The organism is Desulfofundulus thermobenzoicus (assembly GCF_009428905.1).
GTDB classification, from domain to species: Bacteria; Bacillota; Desulfotomaculia; order Desulfotomaculales; family Desulfovirgulaceae; genus Desulfofundulus_A; species Desulfofundulus_A thermobenzoicus.
Window position 1 is genome coordinate 1 of the sequence record NZ_WHYR01000013.1, and the last position, 16,850, is coordinate 16,850.

General features: G+C 56.3%; 16 protein-coding genes. 15 read left to right on the forward strand and 1 reads right to left on the reverse strand.

The annotated features are described in order from the left end of the window. From GFC01_RS18740 to GFC01_RS06350, 15 genes are all read left to right on the forward strand, one after another. The coding region (locus GFC01_RS18740) for a CoA protein activase (protein ID WP_194174843.1) at positions 1 to 890 on the forward strand (890 nt) is incomplete at its 5' end. 55 nt (positions 891 to 945) lie between these two features. Further along, positions 946 to 1,899, forward strand: coding sequence for an acyl-CoA dehydratase activase (locus GFC01_RS06285; protein WP_152945794.1), 954 nt, complete (start codon positions 946 to 948; stop codon positions 1,897 to 1,899). Positions 1,900 to 2,101: 202 nt separating this feature from the next. Continuing rightward, complete coding sequence (locus GFC01_RS06290) at positions 2,102 to 2,326, forward strand: hypothetical protein (RefSeq protein WP_152945795.1); 225 nt, start codon at positions 2,102 to 2,104, stop codon at positions 2,324 to 2,326. Between the two features lie 451 nt (positions 2,327 to 2,777). Then, complete coding sequence (locus GFC01_RS06295) at positions 2,778 to 3,956, forward strand: acetyl-CoA C-acetyltransferase (protein WP_152945796.1); 1,179 nt, start codon at positions 2,778 to 2,780, stop codon at positions 3,954 to 3,956. 72 nt (positions 3,957 to 4,028) lie between these two features. Then, entirely contained in the window at positions 4,029 to 5,171 is a 1,143-nt protein-coding gene (locus GFC01_RS06300) for an acyl-CoA dehydrogenase (RefSeq protein ID WP_341473789.1), read from the forward strand. A 159-nt stretch (positions 5,172 to 5,330) separates the two neighbouring features. Beyond that, positions 5,331 to 5,870, forward strand: coding sequence for a cob(I)yrinic acid a,c-diamide adenosyltransferase (cobO, locus tag GFC01_RS06305; RefSeq protein WP_152945798.1), 540 nt, complete (start codon positions 5,331 to 5,333; stop codon positions 5,868 to 5,870). A gap of 43 nt (positions 5,871 to 5,913) precedes the next feature. Continuing rightward, the gene (locus GFC01_RS06310; RefSeq protein ID WP_152945799.1) at positions 5,914 to 7,575 is read left to right on the forward strand and encodes an acyl-CoA mutase large subunit family protein; all 1,662 of its coding nucleotides are present in this window, start codon (positions 5,914 to 5,916) and stop codon (positions 7,573 to 7,575) included. A 168-nt stretch (positions 7,576 to 7,743) separates the two neighbouring features. Then, entirely contained in the window at positions 7,744 to 8,142 is a 399-nt protein-coding gene (icmB, locus tag GFC01_RS06315; protein ID WP_152945800.1) for a coenzyme B12-dependent isobutyryl CoA mutase small subunit, read from the forward strand. A gap of 264 nt (positions 8,143 to 8,406) precedes the next feature. Beyond that, entirely contained in the window at positions 8,407 to 9,111 is a 705-nt protein-coding gene (locus tag GFC01_RS06320) for a response regulator transcription factor (RefSeq protein WP_279233435.1), read from the forward strand. Beyond that, positions 9,112 to 10,884, forward strand: a complete 1,773-nt coding sequence (locus GFC01_RS06325) for an ATP-binding protein (RefSeq protein WP_152945801.1) — start codon at positions 9,112 to 9,114, stop codon at positions 10,882 to 10,884. It begins immediately after the preceding gene. A 141-nt stretch (positions 10,885 to 11,025) separates the two neighbouring features. Beyond that, the gene (locus GFC01_RS06330; protein WP_152945802.1) at positions 11,026 to 12,537 is read left to right on the forward strand and encodes an HlyD family secretion protein; all 1,512 of its coding nucleotides are present in this window, start codon (positions 11,026 to 11,028) and stop codon (positions 12,535 to 12,537) included. Between the two features lie 2 nt (positions 12,538 to 12,539). Further along, a complete protein-coding gene (locus GFC01_RS06335) occupies positions 12,540 to 13,283 on the forward strand; it encodes an ABC transporter ATP-binding protein (RefSeq protein ID WP_152945803.1) in 744 nt (247 codons plus the stop codon). A 3-nt stretch (positions 13,284 to 13,286) separates the two neighbouring features. After that, positions 13,287 to 14,513, forward strand: a complete 1,227-nt coding sequence (locus tag GFC01_RS06340) for an ABC transporter permease (RefSeq protein WP_152945804.1) — start codon at positions 13,287 to 13,289, stop codon at positions 14,511 to 14,513. Between the two features lie 325 nt (positions 14,514 to 14,838). Then, on the forward strand, positions 14,839 to 15,507 hold the full coding sequence (locus GFC01_RS06345; RefSeq protein ID WP_152945805.1) for a Crp/Fnr family transcriptional regulator: 669 nt from the start codon (positions 14,839 to 14,841) through the stop codon (positions 15,505 to 15,507). A 113-nt stretch (positions 15,508 to 15,620) separates the two neighbouring features. Then, positions 15,621 to 15,953 (forward strand): pyridoxamine 5'-phosphate oxidase family protein, encoded by a 333-nt coding sequence (locus GFC01_RS06350; RefSeq protein WP_152945806.1) that lies wholly within the window; start codon positions 15,621 to 15,623, stop codon positions 15,951 to 15,953. Between the two features lie 190 nt (positions 15,954 to 16,143). Here GFC01_RS06350 and GFC01_RS06355 read toward each other — a convergent pair whose 3' ends face one another. Continuing rightward, positions 16,144 to 16,743: a DUF1638 domain-containing protein gene (locus GFC01_RS06355; RefSeq protein WP_152945807.1), complete on the reverse strand. Its 600-nt coding sequence runs from the start codon at positions 16,741 to 16,743 to the stop codon at positions 16,144 to 16,146. Between the last annotated feature and the right edge of the window lie 107 nt (positions 16,744 to 16,850).

Consider the following 16,850-nt stretch of genomic DNA (forward strand, 5'->3'; position numbering starts at 1 on the left):
GTCCCTGCCGGGCGGGGCATTACGCCCAGCTACACAAAAAAATTTTACACTCACTGGGCTATGGGGTGGATATAATTGTATTTGAACCGCCCCGACTCTACCCCCTGGATTTTTTATATAATATCCAGCGTTTAAACCCCAACCGCCTGTCCTACCGGTCCATATACGAGTGTATCCGGCGGGCCTGGCGCAAGCTGCAGGCGCTGGATAACCTGGAAAAGCTGACCCATGTGGTGCGCCCCCGGGAGATCACCCGGGGAACCACCACCCGCACCTATGGCCGGGTACTGGAGTGGATTGACCGGGCTTACACCCTGCGGGAAATTGAAGAGGCGGAAAGGGCCGCTTTAAAAGCATTACAGAAAGTGCCGCAGGACCCCACCCGGGATGTCCTGAGGGTGGGCATTGTGGGCGAAATATATGTTCTGCTGGAGCCGGCCAGCAACCTGGAAATTGAGGAAACCCTGGGCAATCTGGGCGTGGAAGTGGAAAGGTCCATGTTTTTAACCGGCTGGACCAGGGACAATACCTGGGCCGAAACCACCGAAGGCCTGACCATCCGGGAGGCCGCCCTGCCCTACCTGCCGGAACTTTTAGGCGGTCACGGCAGGGATTCCATCGGCAATACGGTGCTCTACGCCAAGCGGGGTTTTGATGGGGTTATTCAACTGGCCCCCTTCACCTGCATACCGGAAATTGTAGCCCGCACCATATTGCCGCAGGTCAGCCGGGAACACGGCATACCGGTGCTCACCTTTTTCCTGGACGAACAAACGGGTAAAGCCGGCATGACCACCCGGCTGGAAGCTTTTGTGGACCTTATGAGACGGCAAAGGATGTTACGGCGGGCGGGGAAATTCCGTCCGGACGGAGCTGCACTTCCCTGTTGACGGTTTGGTGCCGCTCAGCAATTGATCAGCATCTGCAACAGGAAGGGAACTAACGATGAAAGCTTACCTGGGAATAGATGTGGGATCCGTCAGTACCAATATCGTCATTTTAAGCGAGGCCGGAGCAGTCCTTACCGGCCTTTACTTGCGCACCATGGGCCGCCCCATTGAAGCCATCCAGGCGGGATTGAGGGAAGCAGCCGCCTCCCTGCCCAAAGACGTGGAAATAGCCGGCGTGGGCACCACCGGCAGCGGTCGCTATCTGGCCGGAGTAATGGCGGGGGCGGACGTAATCAAAAATGAAATCACCGCCCACGCCGTGGCCGCTTCCATGCTGGTGCCGGATGTACAAACCATTCTGGAAATCGGCGGTCAGGACTCGAAAATAATTATCCTGCGCCACGGGGTGGTGACGGACTTCGCCATGAATACCGTATGCGCCGCCGGTACCGGTTCCTTTCTGGATCAGCAGGCGGCCAGGCTGAACATTCCCATCACCCGCTTCGGGGAACTGGCCCTGCAATCGACCCATCCGGTGCGCATTGCCGGCCGGTGCACCGTTTTTGCCGAATCGGATATGATCCACAAACAGCAGATGGGCCACCCCCTGCCGGATATCATCAATGGCCTGTGCGAAGCACTGGTGCGCAACTATTTGAACAACGTGGGCAAGGGCAAGGAGATTCTGCCGCCGGTGGTTTTTCAGGGTGGAGTGGCGGCCAATGTGGGCATTAAAGCCGCCTTCGAACGGGCGCTGGGAATGCCGGTGCTGGTGCCGGAACATCATAAGATAATGGGGGCCATCGGCGCGGCGAAATTGGCCGCCGAGGAGGTATCCCAGACCGGCCGAACCGGTTTTAAAGGGTTCGCCATTGCCGGCCTCTCCTACCACACCCGCAGTTTTGAATGCGATGGTTGCCCCAATGCCTGCGAAATAGCCGAAATCTATGAGGGCGACCGGGTAATCGGCCGCTGGGGCGGCCGCTGCCCCCGCTGGGACGTGGTTTAGCAGGACCACTTCATATCACCAATTAACGTCAAGGCAGAATAATTGTCAAACTTATCCCCACTCACTGCGCAGTGATCATCCGACAGCACATCTACCCACTCCGTATAAAGGAAGCACCCTGCTGATAGTAGTGGTTTTGTTGAACAGCTACAAAGTGTCATGGGATGTATTTTAAACCGGCCGGGAGGTTTTGCCCTTGACATTGTTCAGTCCACAAGCAGCTCAAATTATCAACGGGATACTGCTGACCCTGATGGTGGGCAACGGTCTTTGGGTGGCTTTTGATGCCCGCCGCCGGGACAGACCCTTATCCGAAGTAATTGCCTGGGGTTTGTTCTCCACCGTTTTTTTCGGCCTGGGCCTGGCCCTGTGGCTGGCCTGGGGCCGCAAACTGCCCCCCGCCCCCGGGACCGGCGGGCAACCGTAACAGCCGTAAATTCACCATGCCTGAGAGGGTGTGGTTCTGTTAATACCGGACATAAGCGGTAGGAGCATCCCCGGCCGGCAGCCGGATTCATGAAGTGGGGGCATGGAGGTAAGGCAGGGATGGATGAAATGGCAAAAAGATTACAAACATTTTTAACCGACATCCATTATGTATCCTTAAACTACTGTCTATCATCGTAGACTGTTTATATCTTCTAGAGATAAACACACTGCCTCTCCCACCCCATTTCCCACAAATCCCTGCTGTTACGCCGGGTTACAAATTGTCATTCTGCAAAAAGTCTGTCTTGGCGCAACTTTGCGACAATAGCCCGCCGGGCCCTTTCTTGCCTCGCTTTTGGTATTAATTTTGCATGATAGTATGGTGTGAATTATTGCCAGAATATTTAAATTCAACGAACAACGACCTTTTTAAGGGGAGGAAGATAGTTTTGCGCCAGACGGTGATTGTCAGCGCCGCCAGAACCCCTTTCGGCAAACTGGGCGGGTGTTTGGCCCCCCTTACCGCCCCCCAGCTGGGCGGTGTGGTGATCAGAGAGGCCCTGTCCCGGGCGGGCATTGAGGGCCAACAGGTGGATAATGTGATTATGGGCATGGTTTTGCAGGGCGGCGCCGGGCAGATCCCCTCCCGGCAGGCCACCCGCCTGGCCGGTTTGCCCTGGGAAGTACCCTCGGAAACCATCAACAAGGTCTGTGCCTCGGGCCTGCGGGCAGTAACCCTGGGGGATCAGATCATCCGGGCCGGGGATGCGAGCATTATTGTGGCCGGGGGCATGGAAAGCATGAGCAACGCCCCCTTCTTCGCCCGGGTACGGTGGGGGCTGCGCATGGGTGATACCAGACTGATTGACCTGATGGTACACGACGGCCTGTGGTGCGCTTTCTACAACCGGCACATGGGTATCCACGGCGGTGAAGTGGCCAGGGAATACGGCGTATCCCGGGAAGAGCAGGATGAATGGGCATTGCGCAGCCACCGGCGGGCCATAGCCGCCCTGGACGGGGGCCGGCTGCAGGACGAGGTGGTACCCGTATCCATCCCCCAGAAAAAGGGCGAGCCGGTAGTGGTGGACCGGGATGAAGGCCCCCGGCGGGATACCAGCCTGGAGGCATTGCGCCGGCTGCCCCCGGTTTTCGACCCGGAAAACACCGTCACAGCCGGTAACGCCCCCGGGGTAAACGACGGTGCCGGGGCGCTGGTGCTCATGTCTTTGGACAAAGCCCGGGAAATGGGCATAAAACCCCTGGCCACCATCCTGGGCCATGCCTCGGTATCCCAGGATGCCAAATATATTGCCACTGTACCCGGCCTGTCCATTAACAAACTGCTGGCCAAAATGAACATGACCATCGACCAGATAGACCTGCTGGAGGTAAACGAGGCCTTTGCCGCCGTGGTGCTGGTCAGCCAGAAAATTGTGGGTTGGGATCCGGAAAAGGTCAACGTCAACGGCGGTGCCGTGGCCTTTGGCCACCCCATCGGCGCTTCCGGCGCCCGCATCCTGATGACCCTGGTCTACGAGCTCAGGCGCCGGGGCGGCGGCACTGGCGTGGCGGCCATCTGCAGCGGCGCCGCCCAGGGGGACGCCATTATGGTGCGGGTTGAATGAAAATATAATGGTACGGCATTAAGCCCGTAACGGGTTGTTGAAACGCTGAACTGTCTAAAGGAGATGAATGATGTGCCCTACCAGCTGACGGAAGAACAAATCATGCTGCGGGATATGGTGCGTAAACTGGCCCAGAATGAAATCGCCCCCCGGGCGGCGGAGATCGACCGCACCCACCGCTTTCCCCGGGAAAACATTGAAAAGCTGGCCGAACTGGGCCTGATGGGGGTACCCGTACCCGAGGAATGGGGCGGCGCCGGCTGCGACTTTTTATCCTACATCATTACCATTGAAGAAGTCTCCCGGGCCTGCGCCTCCACGGGGGTGATTCTGGCCGTACACACCTCCTTGGGTTGTTTTTCCATCCTTTATTTTGGGACCGAGGAGCAGAAAAGGCGTTACCTGCCCAAACTGGCCGGCGGACAATGGCTGGGTGCCTTTGCCCTGACGGAAGCCAACGCCGGCTCCGACCCGGCCAACCTGTCCACCAGCGCCCGTCTGGCGGGGGATTATTACATCGTCAACGGCAGCAAAATGTTCATTACCAGCGGCGGCCACGCCGACGTTTACGTCACCTTTGTGCGCACCGCCCCGGGCAAAGGGTACAAAGGCATCACCTGCCTTTTGGTGGACCGGGACACTCCGGGCTTTTCCATAGGGAAAATAGAGGAAAAGATGGGCCTGCACGGTGACCCCACCACTGAACTGATCTTTGAAAATGCCCGGGTGCCCAAAGAAAACCTGCTGGGGGTGGAAGGAGAAGGTTTCAAGGTGGCCATGGCCCTGCTGGACGGCGGGCGCATCGGCATCGGCGCCCAGGCCCTGGGCATCGCCCAGGCCGCCTTTGACGTGGCCCTTTCCTACGCCAAACAAAGGGTGCAATTCGGCCGTCCCATTGCCGAATTTCAGGCCATCCAGTTCATGCTGGCCGACATGGCCACCAGGATCGACGCTGCCCGCCTGCTGGTCTACCGGGCCGCCCGGTTAAAGGACATGGGCCTGCCCTATACCAAAGAGGCATCCATGGCCAAGCTGTACGCCACCGACACGGCCATGCAGGTAACCACCGACGCCGTGCAAATACTGGGTGGTTACGGCTATTGCAAGGAGTACCCGGTGGAACGATACATGCGGGACGCCAAAATTACCCAGATATATGAAGGCACCAACCAGATCCAGCGGCTGGTGATTGCCAAACAACTGCTCAAACAGTAAGAGAATTGCTAATCTGTCGCAACAGGGGATGGTACGGGGATGCCGCGTAAGATGGTTGTCCCGGAAGATGATAATGCAGCTGTTTTTTCGACTTCGGAGCACTGGAGGGGCGACTGTTACCCGGGTCCCTTCGCAACATACTCCAAAGGAGGTTTTGCAATGGCTCACCGGCGGCTGCAAAAGGGGTACGTTCATGTATACACCGGTAACGGCAAAGGTAAGACCACCGCCGCCCTGGGTTTGGCCTTAAGGGCCATCGGCCATGGATGCCGGGTGTTTATGCTCCAGTTTATGAAGGGCAGCAAGGAATACGGTGAAGTACAGGCGGCAGAAAAATACCTGCCCGATCTGGTTATCGTGCAATCGGGCCTGGAAACATTTGTGGATAAGGATAATCCATCCCCCGAGGATATGCGCCTGGCCAGGGAAGGATTGGAACTCGCCCGCAGGGTCATCCGGGAAGGAAACTACGACCTGGTTATCCTGGACGAGATCAATGTGGCCGTGGATTTTAAACTGATCCCCCTGGAGGATGTACTGGACTTGATTCACACCAAACCCGCCCACGTGGAACTGGTGCTCACCGGCCGCTACGCCCATCCGGCCATTATCCGGGCCGCTGATATAGTCACGGAAATGAACCTGATCGATCACCCCTATTACCACGGGGTGGAAGCCCGGGAAGGCATCGAGTATTGACGGCGGGAAATCATTAAACAATCCTGGAAGGGAGAGTGAACCGATGAGTGATCAACTCAAAGAAATCCGGGAAGGATTTGACCGGTGGCAGAAAACCCGTTCCCGCATGAAGGACCGGGACTGCCGGTTTGAAACCGTATCCGGCATGGAAGTCAAGGACCTGTACACCCCCATGGACATGGAAGGTTTTGATTATATGCGGGATCTGGGCTATCCCGGACACTACCCCTATACCCGGGGCGTGCAGGGCAACATGTACCGGGGACGGCTGTGGACCATGCGCCAGTTTGCCGGTTTTGCCACCGCCAGGGAATCCAACCGGCGCTATAAATACCTGCTGGAAAAGGGGCAGACGGGCCTCTCCGTGGCCTTTGACATGCCCACCATCATGGGTTACGACAGCGATCATCCCCGCTCCCTGGGGGAAGTGGGCCGGGTGGGGGTGGCCATCGACTCCCTGCAGGACATGGAGACCCTGTTTGACGGCATTCCCCTGGATAAGGTGAGCACGTCCATGACCATCAACGCCCCGGCTTCCATCATCTGGTGCATGTACCTGGTCACGGGGGAAAAACAGGGGGTGCGCCAGGAACAACTGACCGGCACCATTCAAAACGATATTTTGAAGGAATACATCGCCCAGAAGTCCTGGATCTTCCCGCCGGAGCCCTCCATGCGCCTGATCACCGACATTTTTGCCTATGCCAGCCGGCACGTACCCAAATGGAATACGGTGAGCATCAGCGGCTACCACATCCGGGAGGCCGGCTCCACTGCCGTGCAGGAACTGGCCTTCACCCTGGCCGACGGTTTCGCCTACGTGGAAGCGGGGATCAAGGCTGGGCTGGACGTGGATGAATTCGCCCCCCGGCTCTCCTTCTTCTTCAACGCCCACATCGATTTCTTCGAAGAAATTGCCAAGTACCGGGCCGCCCGGCGCATCTGGGCCCGGCACATGAAGGAAAAGTACGGGGCCAAAAACCCCCGTTCCTGGCTGCTGCGCTTCCACACCCAGACGGCCGGCTGCAGCCTGACCGCCCAGCAGCCGGAAAACAACATTGTCCGCACGGCCTATGAAGCCCTGGCCGCCGTGCTGGGGGGTACCCAGTCGCTGCACACCAACTCCATGGACGAGGTGCTGGCCCTGCCCACGGAAAAGGCGGTGCAGATTGCCCTGCGCACCCAGCAGATCCTGGCCTATGAAACGGGGGTGGCCAATGTCATCGATCCTCTGGCCGGCTCCTACTATGTGGAAGCCCTGACCAACAAAATGGAAGAAGAGGCGGAAAAATACTTTGCGGAAATTGAAAAACGGGGCGGGGTGCTGGCCTGTATCGATCAAAACTTTTTCCAGCAGGAGATTGCCGATGCGGCCTACTACTACCAGCGGGCACTGGACAGCAAGCAGCGTATTCTGGTGGGGGTAAATGAATTTGTGAACCCCGACGAACAGCTGGAAATAGAAATATTAAAGATCGACCCGGAAGTAGAAAAGGAGCAGGTGGCCCGGGTACAGAAGCTGCGCCGGGAACGGGACAACATCCGGGTGCAGGAGACCCTGGAGGCACTGCGCAAGGCCTGCCAGGGCACGGAAAACGTCATTCCGTACATCCTGGAATGCGTGCGGGCCTACGCCACCGAAGGGGAAATGATTCAGGTTATGCGGGAGGTCTTCGGCGAGTACAGGGAGAAGCCTACGTTTTAACATTCCCGGTGATTAATGTTTAGAACCACTGTCTATAAGTTAATGTACCCGGTTCGTTAACTTATTTCCTGCCAGGTTTTACGCGCACCTCTTTATACACATAATGAACCCCATCGCCAAAATAAAGAAGAAACCGTTATGGATTTTTTCAAAAGGAAGGGAAGATACATGGCCAGAAAAATCAGAGTGCTGGTGGCCAAGCCGGGCCTGGACGGCCACGACCGGGGCGCCCGGGTTATTGCCCGGGGGCTGCGGGACGCGGGCATGGAAGTAATCTACACCGGGCTGCACCAGACCCCGGAGCAAATCGTGGAAGCGGCCATTCAGGAGGACGTGGACGTGGTTGGTTTGAGCCTCCTTTCCGGCGCCCACATGACCCTCTTCCCCCGGGTGGCCCAACTGCTTAAAGAAAACGGCGCCGACGATATCCTGGTCATCGGCGGGGGCACCATCCCGGAGGACGACATCCGGGCATTGAAGGAAGGCGGCTGGGTGAAGGAACTGTTTACCCCCGGCACGCCCCTGGAAACAATTGCCGAATGGATTAAGGCCAATGTGAAGGTGTAACACCGCCTTCCCCCCACCGGGCATATACAAGAAACCGGAAAAAATGTTGCAGTTATATTCTATCCCGGGCTTCCCGGGATGGTATGTATATATATATAAGGGACATGTTCCGAAACTGGTTCTGGTGCCACCGGGGAAAAATACGTTTTAAAAAGGCCAGCGATTAGCTGGCCTTTTTCGTAAACTTGTCCAAACTTGTTCACAAAGTTGTAACAAATAACTGGTATAATTTATTAAAACTCACGAGCAGGGAAAAGACAAATTTTGCCGGAAAGGTGCGCGACAAAGGTGGAAACCATTCTGGTGGTGGAAGACGAAGAACCGGTGCGGGATCTGGTGAGCATGTATCTAAAAAAAGAAGGTTTTCAGGTGGAAACGGCCGAAGATGGTGAAAAGGCCCTGGTCATGGCACGCTCTTTCACCCCCGACCTGATCCTGCTGGATCTCATGCTTCCCAAACTGGACGGCTGGACCGTCTGCAAGGAAATCAGAAAAACCACATCCGTTCCCATTATTATGCTCACCGCCAGGGGTGAGGAATTCGACCGGGTTCTGGGACTGGAAATGGGCGCCGACGATTATATTACCAAGCCCTTTTCCCCCCGGGAAATGGTGGCCAGGGTCAAGGCCGTGCTGCGCCGGACGAAGCAGGCCGGCGAGCAGAATGCACTCCTGAGCTTCCCGGGCCTGCTGATCGACCATTCCGCCAGCCGGGTGGAAGTGGATGGCCGGGAAATCCAACTTACCCCGAAAGAATTTGAGCTGTTGTGGTTTTTAGCCTCCCACCCCAGGCGTGTTTACTCGCGCGAACAATTGCTGGAATATGTGTGGGGTTATGCCTATCCCGGCGATCCCCGAACGGTGGATACCCATATAAAGCGTCTGCGCGAAAAACTTAAAAATAACGGTGCTAAAAACTTTATCGTCACCGTCTGGGGGAAGGGCTACCGTTTCGAGGTGGCGGAATGAATGGGCAAAAGTTTATTTGGGAGGCTTTTCCTTTCCTACACCGGTATAATATTCCTTACCCTGGTGGTAATCAGCCTGGTTCTCTCCGCCCTTTTCAACAGCTTTTATTACACCAGCAAGGAAAAAGAACTGGTCAGCCAGGGCCAGGAAATTGCCGGCCTGCTAAGCGCTTCGCCAAAAGAGCCGCAAAACCAGGAGGCAGTTGATTTAATATTAAGAACTTTACGTTCCCGTAGTAAAACCCGTATTATCGTCATTGACCGGGAAGGATTGAACCTGGCCAGCAATGAGGGCTCTTCCCCCTACCCCGGTCTGCGCCTGGAGCCGGCAGAAAGCCAGGGTCTACTGCAGGGGAAAGTGATTACCTGGCGAAGGCACAACCCCCGGCTGAACGAGACCATTCTGGCGGCGGCAGTACCTTTTTCGGTAGGGGAACAGGTTGGCGGCGCCATTTTGCTTTTTACCCCCGTGGCCGACACCCGGGAAACCATCACAGCCGTGCGCCGGTTAATCCTGTATGCAGCCGGGGTGGCTATTTTTCTGGCGCTCATTCCGGGGTATCTCCTCTCCCGCTCCATATCCCGGCCCATCCGGCATATGAGCGCCCTTACCCTGGAGATGGCCCGGGGCAACTTCCACCAGCAGGTGCCCATAACCTCCCGGGACGAAATCGGCCAGCTGGCCGAAAATTTTAACCATCTGGCCATTAAGCTGGAGCAAACGGTAAACACCCTGCTCAAAGAAAAAACGAAGAACGAAAGTATCCTGGCGAACCTGGCTGAAGGAGTTATCGCCACCGACCGGCAGGGCCGGGTGATTTTGCTCAACCCCGGGGCCGAGCGTGTTCTGGAGCTGAAGCAGGATGAGGTTCTTCACCGGTCCCTGGAGGAGATAAAAGATTGCCCGTCCCTGGGCGCCCTTTTCCGGGATGCCATGGCTGCCGGTGAACAACGATGGGGCGAATTGACCATGACCGGCGGGAAACTCGTTCTGCTGGCCAGGGTTGCACCCCTTTGGGAAGAGAAAAAGGGGATTTACGGTGCGGTGGGTGTGCTCCAGGATATTACCGAATTTAAAAAAACAGAACAACTCCGCCGCGACCTGATTGCCGACGTCTCCCACGAACTGCGTACTCCCCTCACCTCCATCCAGGGATTCTGCGAGGCCCTCCTTGATGGAGTGGAAGAGGACAGGGTGGCCCAGGAGGAGTGTTTAAAAATGATTCACCGGGAAAGTTTACGTTTAAACCAGTTAATTAACGAACTTCTGGATCTGGCCCGGCTGGAGGCTGGAAAAGTCAATTGGGAGCTCAATCCCATCGAGGTGCCCGATTTATTCGCCGGAGTTTTATTCAAGTTAAAACCGCAACTGGCCGAAAAACAGATCCGGGTGGAGCAGGAAATTACCCCCGGTGTTCCCGTGGTACCGGGAAATGCCGGGCGCATCGAACAAGTATTGAGCAACCTCCTGGAAAACGCCATCCGCTTTTCACCGCCGGGCGGGGTAATTAAAATGCAGGCCACTTACAATGAAAACGAAGTAAGTATCAGCGTCAGCGACCAGGGCCCGGGCATTCCCGGGGAAGAGCTTCCTTTCATCTGGGAGCGTTTTTATCGGGTGGAAAAATCCCGCTCCCGCGCCCTGGGCGGGACCGGTCTGGGCCTGGCCATAGTAAAACAAATCGTGGAAAACCACGGGGGGAAGGTGGCCGTAATCAGCCGGCAGGGAACGGGTTCCACCTTCAGCTTTACCCTGCCACTGGCGCCGTCGTAAACCGGATGGTTAGTGGCCTGGTGCCGGACGGGAAAAGTCAATATCCTGAAAAACGAGGAAATAAGGGCGTGCTCGAATTCTCCATTTTTTAACAAAAGCCGGAGAGGAGATCCGCTCAAAATTATAGAAAGAGGGTTTGTTATGGCGACAGTGACGGGAGCGGCTAAAGGAGGCTTCTTCAGCAACAAGAAAATAATATGGGCGGCGGTGGTTTTTCTACTTTTGATTATCGCCGCCGGGTGGTACTGGTGGGCCCGCGGGCATCGGAAGTCTCCAGATTACCTGACGGTTGCTGCCAGTAAAGGGAGCATTGTGGAGGCTGTGAGCGCCTCCGGGAAAATTGAAGCATTACATAGCATCGGCCTCAGTTTTAAAAATCCGGGAACGATTAAGGCGATATATGTCAAAGAAGGCCAGAGCGTAAAAGCCGGCCAGCTCCTGGCCCTCCAGGACGCAACCGATCTGGAGCTTCAGGTGAAGCAGGCCCAGGCGAACCTGGACAATGCCCTGGCCAGGCTGCAAAGCCTGCAAGCCGGGCCCCTGGCCACCGACGTGACCCAGGCCGAGGCGAGCGTGGAGCAGGCCCAGGCGGAATACGACAATGCCCAGGATACTTTAAAACGCAACCAGGCCCTTTACGATGCCGGCGCCCTGTCGGAAATCGACCTGAACAATGCCCGCAAGGCTGCAGCGACGGCGGCAGGCAACCTGAAAAAAGCCCGGGCAGCCCTGGAAGCCTTGAAAAACGGCAGCCGGCCGGAGGATATAGCCGCCGCCCAGGCCCAGGTAGAAGCGGCCCGGGCCCAACTGGAACTGGCCCGGAATAACCTGGCAGCCACGGAGATCCGGGCGCCGTGGGATGGTATTGTCACCAACGTCAACGGGCAGGCGGGCCAGCGCGTGGGCAGTAATACCAGCGCCACCGATCCTTCTAATAGTTTTATCTTTTTAATCTCCCCCGAGCTCCAGCTACGGGTGCAGGTCAATGAAGCCGACATCAACAAGGTCAAGGTGGGGCAGGACGTGGAGTTTACGGTCAACGCCATGTCCGACCGCACATTCAATGGCAAGGTGGCTGCCATTGCACCCCAGGCCCAAACCGTTTCCAACATCCAGCTTTATGACGTGCTGGTAAACGTAGGCGACGGGGGCGCGTCTCTAAAGGCCGGCGAAACGGCCAGTGTGACCATAATTATTAACCGCAAAGATAACGTTATCACCATCCCGCGGGCGGCCATCGCCTATGCCCAGGGCTACCTCTCCCGGGCCGCCCAGTCCGCCGGCGGCCGGGCAACTTCGTCAGGAAGGACCTTCAGTGGAGGCAACCCGGGTGGTAGAAGTGCCCAGGGAACTGTCGGGCCAGCGACAGGTATCCCTTCTAACGGAACTCCCCGGTCCGGGGAAAACCAGGCCGTAATACTGGTGCTGGAAGGGGGGCAGCCGGTAAAGCGCCAGGTGGTAACCGGCGCCAGCGACGAGCGCAATATCGAAGTAGTCAGTGGTTTGACGGCAGGGGAACAGGTCGTAGTCGGCACTGGTAGCGCCGGGAATACGAGCAGTACCGGTAATACGGGGAGTACGGGCCGGGCGAACAGCGGCGGCAACCGCACCGGCGGACCCCAACAACCAGTCATGTTTTTCAGGGGGAGATAAAGATGGCCCACCCCGTTATCCAGCTTAAAGGAGTCACGCGGGTTTACTCCCCGGGATCAAGCCAGGTATGGGCCCTGCGGGGCATCAATTTGACAATAATCGAGGGGGAAATGGTGGCGATCATGGGGGCCTCCGGTTCAGGCAAGTCCACGTTGATGCACATCCTCGGCTGCCTGGATCGCCCCACCAGCGGCCAGTACCTCTTCGCCAACCAGGATGTCACTGGTATGACGCCAGATCAGCTGGCCCGGGTGCGCAACCGGGAGATCGGTTTCATCTTCCAGAGCTTTAATCTCCTCAGCAATGCTCCGGCGTGGGAAAATGTGTGCTTGCCCTTAATTTACGCCGGGGTCCCGCGACCGGTAATGATCCAGAAGGCCATGGCCATGCTGGCCAGGGTCGGTCTTAAGGGGCGGGAGGAACACCTGCCCAACCAGCTTTCCGGCGGACAGCAGCAGCGGGTGGCCATCGCCCGGGCCCTGGTCAACGAGCCTTCCATCATCCTGGCCGATGAACCGACAGGAGCCCTGGATACCCGCACCAGTATCGAGATCATGTCCCTCCTCCAGCAGCTCCATCGGGAGAAAGGCCTAACCATTGTCATCGTTACTCACGAACCCGACATTGCCGCTTACTGCCAGCGGCTGGTACGGATCCGTGACGGCCAGATTATTGAAGATCGGCCCGTGCAAAAGCCGCGCCTGGCCGACCGGGAACTGGCAGCATTACCAAAGGAGGAGAATTAACCCTTGAACCTCTATGCCGCCCTTACAGTTGCCTGGCGAAGCCTGCTGACCAACAAAATGCGTTCTATTTTAACCATGCTGGGTATTATCATTGGCGTGGCTGCCGTGATCATCATGATCAGCATCGGCCAGGGGGCCTCGGCCCAGGTAACAAGCAGGATAGCCAGTATGGGCTCCAACCTTCTCCAGGTGAGACCGGCGGCTTCTTTCGGGGCCGTCCGGGGTGCCGGCGGTGAGGCCAATACCCTGACCCTGGATGACGCCAGGGCTATCGGCGAGCTTCCCCTGGTGCAGAACGTGGCTCCCGAAGCCAGTCGTCAGGTTACCGCTTCTTTCGGCAGCAGGACCTGGACCACCACCGTTAACGGCACCACGGCAGGGATGCAAGCTATCAAAGGTTGGCAGATGACTGCCGGGGCTTTCTTTTCTAATGACGACGTTGACCGTGCCGCCCTGGTGGCCGTACTTGGACCAACGGTGGTGGCCAATCTTTTCCCCTCCGGTTTTAACCCCATAGGCGCTTCCATTATTTTAAATAATTTGCAGTTCACGGTCATTGGCGTCCTGCCGTCCCAGGGAGGCGGCTTCGGCGGTATGGACCAGGACGACATAATCTATATTCCAATCACGACCGCCCAGCGGCGCTTTTTAGGTCATGGCGTCGTACCAAACAGCGTGCGGATGATTAATGTCCAGGCCCAGGACACCACCAGCCTGACTGCAGTCCAGGAGGAGATTACCTCCCTCCTGCGGCAGCGCCATCACCTGGGGGCCAACCAGGATGACGATTTTCGTATCCAGGATATGACCGCTATCCTGGATACCGTGGCCGCGACCACCGGTAGTATGACCCTCTTGCTGGCCGGTATAGCCGCCGTTTCCCTCCTGGTCGGCGGCATCGGCATCATGAATATCATGCTGGTATCAGTAACCGAGCGCACCAGGGAGATCGGCATTCGCATGGCCGTGGGAGCCACCCGGGGCGCCATCCTCACCCAGTTTCTCGTGGAAGCCATGATCTTGAGCCTGGTGGGTGGCTTGATTGGTGTCGCCGGGGGTGTTCTAGGCAGCAGGGTTGTGGCCATGCTGGCCAAATGGCCAACGATCCTCAACCCCATGGCGATCCTGCTGGCGATGGGCTTTGCCGCCCTGGTGGGAATCTTCTTCGGCTATTACCCGGCCCGGAAAGCCGCCAACGCCGACCCCATTGAAGCCCTGCGCTTTGAGTGACCATTGGTCTGTCGAAGCCCAACTCGTTTCTTTACCCAGTTGACGGTAAGCTGGCCCAGGGCATCAATTATTCGGCGGGTTTTGGGGTATCTCAATAATTATGGCCGACTGGGGGATATGCGGGGCTATAAGCGTATCGACCAGTCCACGTAAACAATGCGAAAAACGGCAAAAGGCCCACCCTCCCGGTTTTCCGGTGACTTCCCATACTGCACAGGATAGGCGTAATCTTTTGTCTGTTAAATTTTTTACATTGTCGCTAGAAAAAAGTGTGATATAGTTTAATAGTCAGCCCGGTACTTATTATTACTGGGGGGAGTAAATAATGGCATTAAAGCACTGTATATGTTTGAAAGATATCCCCCTTTTTGCCAGTGTAACCCCGTCATCATTTCACCCCATCTGCCAGGCCGCTACCAAGCGCTACATGCGGCGGGGAGAAATATTATTCCATCAGGGGGATAAAGTGGATGCGGTTTACCTGGTCAAGGAAGGCAGCTTTAAAATGGTCCGGTTAACCGAGGAAGGCCAGGAAGTGATCTTACAAATCGCCAGCCAGGGTGAAATCATCGGTGAAGCCGCCCTTTTCCAGGAACAATGCCATCCGGCAACCGCCATAGCCCTTGAAGACGCCAAGATCTGCCACATCAACCGCCGGCTGTTGGAGGAAATAATTAAAAAGACGCCGGATCTGGCCTGGCAGGTTATCGCCAGCCTGGGGAGCAGGCTTTATGCCACCTGGGAACAGATGACCGAACTGAATACCCTGACCACCCGGGAGAAGGTATTAAGCTTACTGGTGCGGCTGGCCCGGGAACATGGAGAAGTATGCCCGGAAGGCACACGGATCAGGTTCCATCTTACCCAGCAGGAAATAGCCTCCATGGTGGGAGCTTCCCGGGTAATGGTGGCTCAGGCGCTGAAAGAATTGATCACCAGCAACTATCTTTGCCGGGAAGAAAAATACTACGTCTTGAGGGACCGTTGCTTTTAACCGGCTTCAAAGAAACTGTCACAAAAGGTGCCAAATGTAAAATCTTTTACAGCCCCCTCCCCCGCCGGGCGTTAAACTGGAAACAAGCTTACTTTACGGGGAGGTGATAAAAAATGGGCTGTGGTTGCGAAGCTGGTTGTGGTGCGGTTTTGACCCCGGAAATCAAAAAGGTCATTGCCGAATCGCCTTTCCTGGCATTGAACACCATTTCCAAAGATGGACAACCCCACCTGATTGTAGTCGGTCAGGCAAAGGACGTCCGGGAAGACGATACGCTGGTCTTCGGCGTATACAAGATGGTCAAAACCCGCCAGAACCTGTCTGAAACAGGCCTGATGCAGGTGGCGGCGGTATCCGGCAAAGTCGGTTATCGTTTAACCGGTAAAGCCACTGCCAGAGACGACGAGGTATTGTTCAAAGTAGAAAAAGCCGAAGCCCTGCTCTAGCTTTCAACACAGCACATCCCGATGCAGAAAGGCCCCCTTTCCAGCGGGGGGCCTTTTGGCATTTACACCAAAGACAGCGTCGTAGTAAGCAGGAAAAGCTCATAACCAAGTAAATCGGCTTCGCTTCAATGAGGCGACGCCCCGATGGCAGACAGGCCCAGACTCCCGGCAAAAATTTGTAATTCCCCCGTCAACACGGTTTGTCCACCTCTTCTAATAACAATCGTATGTTGCAGCGCAGATTCTCCAGATCCACCTGACGGATTTCCACCGGAACTTGTGTGTAATCAAAAAACTCGAGGATTTTTTCCTCATCCAGCGGCGTTATCCCCGTATCCAACAACAGAATACGGTCATACATACCGAAATTTTGCCGGGCGTCAATGCTGTCCCAACCCAGTCCCTCAACGAATATTTGTTTCCAGTTTTCCAGCCACCCGGGCGTCAGGTAAAAAGTTTTGGCTTCTTTTTCGATGGCTGCCATGTCTTCCCCCAGCAACAGTTCGATACAGTTAACGGCCGGAGAGATCTTAGCCCCATATTCGCCCACCAGGGATTCTATTTCCGGGTGACAGAGCCGGCCATAAACGATCAGGGGCCTTTTACCTTCCCCCGCCGTCGCGGACAGAGCGCTGGCCAGGGCTTGTTTCAGTTTATCCAAATCCACATGCAATGCGGGTTCCAGGTAAAACCTTGGCAGGTCATCTTCCCCGCTGTCCGCTGCAAGTTCGGCAAATAAATGCTCCAGCTCCGGACGCAGGATGGCACAGCAAATCAAGCACCGGTCCATGATTATCCCCCCAGTGTTTTTCCCAAATTTTATCACAATTAATTATTTATCTGTGCTAAATATTTTACAACAGGTATAAATACCGCGCAAATTCAGTGCCGCGCTAT

Bases quoted from the DNA above. Each gene is read 5' to 3' on its own strand.
- GFC01_RS06325 (WP_152945801.1), top strand. From the start codon at position 9,112: ATGGGCAAAAGTTTATTTGGGAGGCTTTTCCTTTCCTACACCGGTATA.
- GFC01_RS06285 (WP_152945794.1), top strand. From the start codon at position 946: ATGAAAGCTTACCTGGGAATAGATGTGGGATCCGTCAGTACCAATATC.
- GFC01_RS06330 (WP_152945802.1), top strand. From the start codon at position 11,026: ATGGCGACAGTGACGGGAGCGGCTAAAGGAGGCTTCTTCAGCAACAAG.
- cobO (WP_152945798.1), top strand. From the start codon at position 5,331: ATGGCTCACCGGCGGCTGCAAAAGGGGTACGTTCATGTATACACCGGT.
- GFC01_RS06310 (WP_152945799.1), top strand. From the start codon at position 5,914: ATGAGTGATCAACTCAAAGAAATCCGGGAAGGATTTGACCGGTGGCAG.
- icmB (WP_152945800.1), top strand. From the start codon at position 7,744: ATGGCCAGAAAAATCAGAGTGCTGGTGGCCAAGCCGGGCCTGGACGGC.
- GFC01_RS06335 (WP_152945803.1), top strand. From the start codon at position 12,540: ATGGCCCACCCCGTTATCCAGCTTAAAGGAGTCACGCGGGTTTACTCC.
- GFC01_RS06355 (WP_152945807.1), bottom strand. From the start codon at position 16,743: ATGGACCGGTGCTTGATTTGCTGTGCCATCCTGCGTCCGGAGCTGGAG.
- GFC01_RS06350 (WP_152945806.1), top strand. From the start codon at position 15,621: ATGGGCTGTGGTTGCGAAGCTGGTTGTGGTGCGGTTTTGACCCCGGAA.
- GFC01_RS06345 (WP_152945805.1), top strand. From the start codon at position 14,839: ATGGCATTAAAGCACTGTATATGTTTGAAAGATATCCCCCTTTTTGCC.